At 57.1% G+C, this 3,767-nt stretch carries 4 protein-coding genes; 2 read left to right on the top strand and 2 right to left on the bottom strand.

The features are described from left to right. Positions 1–123: FAD-dependent oxidoreductase (locus EN935_RS26100; RefSeq protein ID WP_127274279.1), on the bottom strand; the 123-nt coding region annotated here is incomplete at its 3' end. Positions 124–598: 475 nt separating this feature from the next. Then, on the bottom strand, positions 599–1,063 hold the full coding sequence (locus tag EN935_RS26095; RefSeq protein ID WP_063169349.1) for an Lrp/AsnC family transcriptional regulator: 465 nt from the start codon (positions 1,061–1,063) through the stop codon (positions 599–601). 621 nt (positions 1,064–1,684) lie between these two features. Here EN935_RS26095 and ectB point away from each other — a divergent pair. Together ectB and EN935_RS26085 are read left to right on the top strand one after the other, a co-directional pair. Beyond that, positions 1,685–3,001, top strand: coding sequence for a diaminobutyrate--2-oxoglutarate transaminase (gene ectB / locus EN935_RS26090; RefSeq protein ID WP_063169350.1), 1,317 nt, complete (start codon positions 1,685–1,687; stop codon positions 2,999–3,001). 225 nt (positions 3,002–3,226) lie between these two features. Then, positions 3,227–3,767: aldehyde dehydrogenase family protein (locus EN935_RS26085; protein ID WP_127373756.1), on the top strand; the 541-nt coding region annotated here is incomplete at its 3' end.

Raw genomic sequence — 3,767 nt, 5'->3', positions numbered from 1 at the left:
GGCATTCGGCGGCGTATCAGGGCCAGCTTCAATGAGCAGCACGCGAGCGCCATAGGCGGAGAGCCTGCTCGCCATCACGCATCCAGAGGAGCCACCACCCACGACGATATAATCGAAAACCACGCAAACTCGCAAATGTCTGAGTCGGGCAAAAATCTAGCAGACGGCGAGCAAGCAAAAACGCGCAATTATCTTGCAGGACGCAGGAAATCAGCGCATTCTTAAGAGATTCGCATTATGGCGGCCTCCCAACGGGGCGGAACGTTTAAACATGACCTTGCCAGCAGTCCATCAGGGCTGAAGGCGATGCCGGAGCGTCGTGACTTAAGTGGACAAAGCGCATCGCGACTGAAGGGGACAAACCTATCGCGAGATACATCAGAATGCAGCCCGGTAGGTCCAGAAGTGCTTTTGCAGCATCGCGCTGACGAGGCCGTTGTAAGGAGCAGAATGATGCTTCGCCTTGCGCTCCATCGCCGCTTTAGCGGTACGAAAACTCCCGTCCCAATCATGGCCGGCGGGCAAGGCGGCTGACCCTTGCGCCAGTCATCGGTGAATCGGATCAACCAGTTGTTGAATGCGCGTAAGATTGCGCGTTCTATACATCGATTGGCACCGCCAAGGTTACCTTCGTGCGATCCATCACAATCATCGTGCTGTAATTTCTAACAGCCGGGCTATCAAAGAAGAAACGCCTCGAGAATGCGTCGTACTCTGCCAAGTCACGCACGGAGAGAAGGAGAACGAAATCGGCGTTACCGGTGACCGCATACGCGCTCATTACTTCAGGCGCCTTCTGTAGAGACTGCTTGAAGCGATCGATGACGTCGGAACGATAGCGCTCAATGTCGACCAAGACCAGCATCATCAGGGACCTGCCCACCGCCTCAGGCGACACGATTGCAACATCAGCCTCAATTACGCCAATTTGTCGCAACTGCTTCAATCGCCGCTGACAGGCCGTGGGCGATATACCGGCCAGTTGGCCCAATTCTTCCGTTGTTTGGCGATTGTTGCGCTGAACAGCGCTTAAGATTTTCAGATCTATCCGATCCAATTCCATGGTCATTCTCCGGAATAGCTGCAATTTGCGCAGAAAAACTGCGATATGCACTCGACTGTAGCCTCAACCCCGCGCAGACGGAAGCCCAAACGATCAGGCCAGGCATGGGACCAAAGTCGGCTATCGTCCTCGACGTCAGTTATAGCCATTGGCCGAAGAGTGCTGTCCACCATCGCCCAACTGACAATGGCAGCCGACGGTCAAAAGCCGAGGCCTTGCGCCCAGTTCGGCCGAGGAAACGTCTCGGAACTTAAACGCTAAGCCGACTGGACGATGATGATAGGGGGGACCTCTATTTCCGCGCTTCGGCTTCCATTCGTTGGCTCACGCTGCCAAGAGTCTCATCTGTGTATAGGGAATCGAGCGCTAGGTTCGCCTGCCCCGGTTGCTGCATCAAATGCAGCCGTCTTGAGGTGGTTGGGAAAAATCGTCACCGCAGCCACACAAACCGCCGGCCTTATGCAACCTGCCGGCAATTTCGCATAATTACTGCATCCCGCCGCTCAGAATTTGCGCAAGGCGCCCAATGTAGCGCGCTATTGTCTCACAACGGCACCTACACGCCACTTCATAAAGCAGAAGAGGCCTGGCTTTGCAGGCTTCAGATTGAGGAGTTCGCCTATGAGCAAGCAATTCGCACCTGAAATGGATGCAGGTCTCGCGGTTTTCAATCGCCTGGAGTCTGAGGTGCGCAGCTACGTCCGCGCCTTCCCCGCCCTATTCGATCGCGGAGTCGGGACCACTCTCATCGCTGCAGACGGTCGGGAATATCTCGACTTTTTCGCCGGTGCAGGCGTTTTGAATTATGGGCACAACAACCCCGTCATCAAGAAGGCGCTGCTGGATTATATCGAGCGCGACGGAATTGTGCATGGGCTGGACCTTGCCACGACGGCCAAGAAAGCCTTCATCGAAGCTTTCGAGCGATACATTCTCAAGCCTCGTGGTCTGACATACAAATTACAGTTTCCCGGCCCCACAGGTACGAACGCGGTCGAAGCGAGTCTAAAACTGGCTCGCCAGGTGACCGGGAGATCGAACATCGTCTCGTTTACCAACTCGTTCCATGGGGAAAGCGCTGGAGCATTGGCAGCGATGGGAAACAAGGAGCACCGGGCCGCTGCCGGGTTTCCCCTCGCCCATGTGACATCGTTGCCATACGAAGGCTACCTGGGGGCGTCAGTTGACACAATCGATTACTTCGAAAAGCTTCTCAATGACCCCAACAGTGGCCTCGACAAACCTGCCGCGGTGATCCTGGAAGGGATCCAAGGTGAAGGCGGCATCAATGCTGCGAGCGTTACTTGGCTGCAACGGCTGCGCGAGCTAACGTCGCGGCACGGAATCTTGATGATCCTCGATGACATCCAGGCCGGGGTCGGTCGCGCGGGCAGTTTCTTCAGTTTCGAAGCGGCTGCAATTGTGCCGGACATCGTTACCCTGTCCAAATCTTTGTCGGCGATCGGAACCCCAATGGCCCTTATTCTCATCAAGCCTGAACTTGATGTCTGGGCCCCGGGCGCACACACCGGGACCTTCAGAGGCAACAACTATGCTTTCGTCACTGCTCGTGCGGCCCTCGAAGCTTACTGGTCCGACTCCAAGTTCGAGGATGAGATCGCTCGCAAGTCTGCGATCTTGGTCCAAGAACTCAACGCGATTACCGAGGAATTCCCCACCCTCGGCCTGAGCGTGCGAGGCCGCGGTCTGATGTACGGACTCGTTTCACCGAAGCACCACTCCTTGCCAGGTCTGGTCTCCCAGGAGGCTTTTCGTCGGGGCTTGGTGATCGAGATCGCCGGCTCATACGGTGAGGTGCTTAAGTTCATGACTGCCCTCACCATCGCCGAGGCTGACCTTCGGCGTGGTCTGTCCATCATTCGCGACAGCATTGGCGCAGTAGCGACTACCCTCGACGGTGGAGGCGCGGCTCGCTAGCCGACAAAGCACCGGGCCACTAGCAGGTCCAAAATCGGGCCGCTCGCAGTCACGGAACGGGAAGGCCGTTCCGTGGCATGTGGCAGTGGGCGAACTCGGAGCGGCTGAACGGCAGACTAGGGCTTTCACTGCCGGACCGATACCACGGTTGCCGTTCTTCCTGCGGCGCCGACCACTGTCGCTGCGCCAATTCGAAGAAAATCGAGCGATAAGAAAGAGGACTGGATGGCCAGCAACGACGTAGTCAAAAATTATATCGATGGCGAGTGGCGGGATTCTGTGTCCGGCACACGCATCGAGGTCGATGACCCGGCGAGCGCCGAAACGATTGCTGTCGTAGCTGAAGCAGGACCCCAAGACATCGAGCTTGCCGTTACTGCTGCTCACCGCGTTTTTCGCGACCGCGTGCTGATAGACATGCATCCGTATGATCGCGGTCGCATGTTGTTTCGCGTTGCCGACGCCCTTGAAGCGCGTTTCGACGAGATCGCAGCCATTAACTGCGCGGAGACGGGGAAGGCATTGGAACTTGCCGATGGCGAGGTTCAGACCGCCATCAGATACCTGCGATACTATGGTGGCTTGGCCGACAAACTTGAAGGGCGCTCGATCCCGCGCGGGGCCAACCTGGTCAACTACACAGTCAGAAGTCCCTTCGGCGTGTCCGCCCAGATCGTTCCGTGGAATGGTCCACTTGAACTGACGGCCCGCTCGCTGGCCTGCGCCATCGCAACCGGCCACTCAGTCGTGGTGAAGTCGCCGGAAC

This window comes from Mesorhizobium sp. M7D.F.Ca.US.004.03.1.1, from assembly GCF_003998635.1.
Taxonomy (GTDB): domain Bacteria; phylum Pseudomonadota; class Alphaproteobacteria; order Rhizobiales; family Rhizobiaceae; genus Mesorhizobium; species Mesorhizobium loti.
The sequence above is the reverse complement of the archived record's forward strand: the minus strand, read 5'-3'. Positions and strand labels throughout refer to the sequence as shown.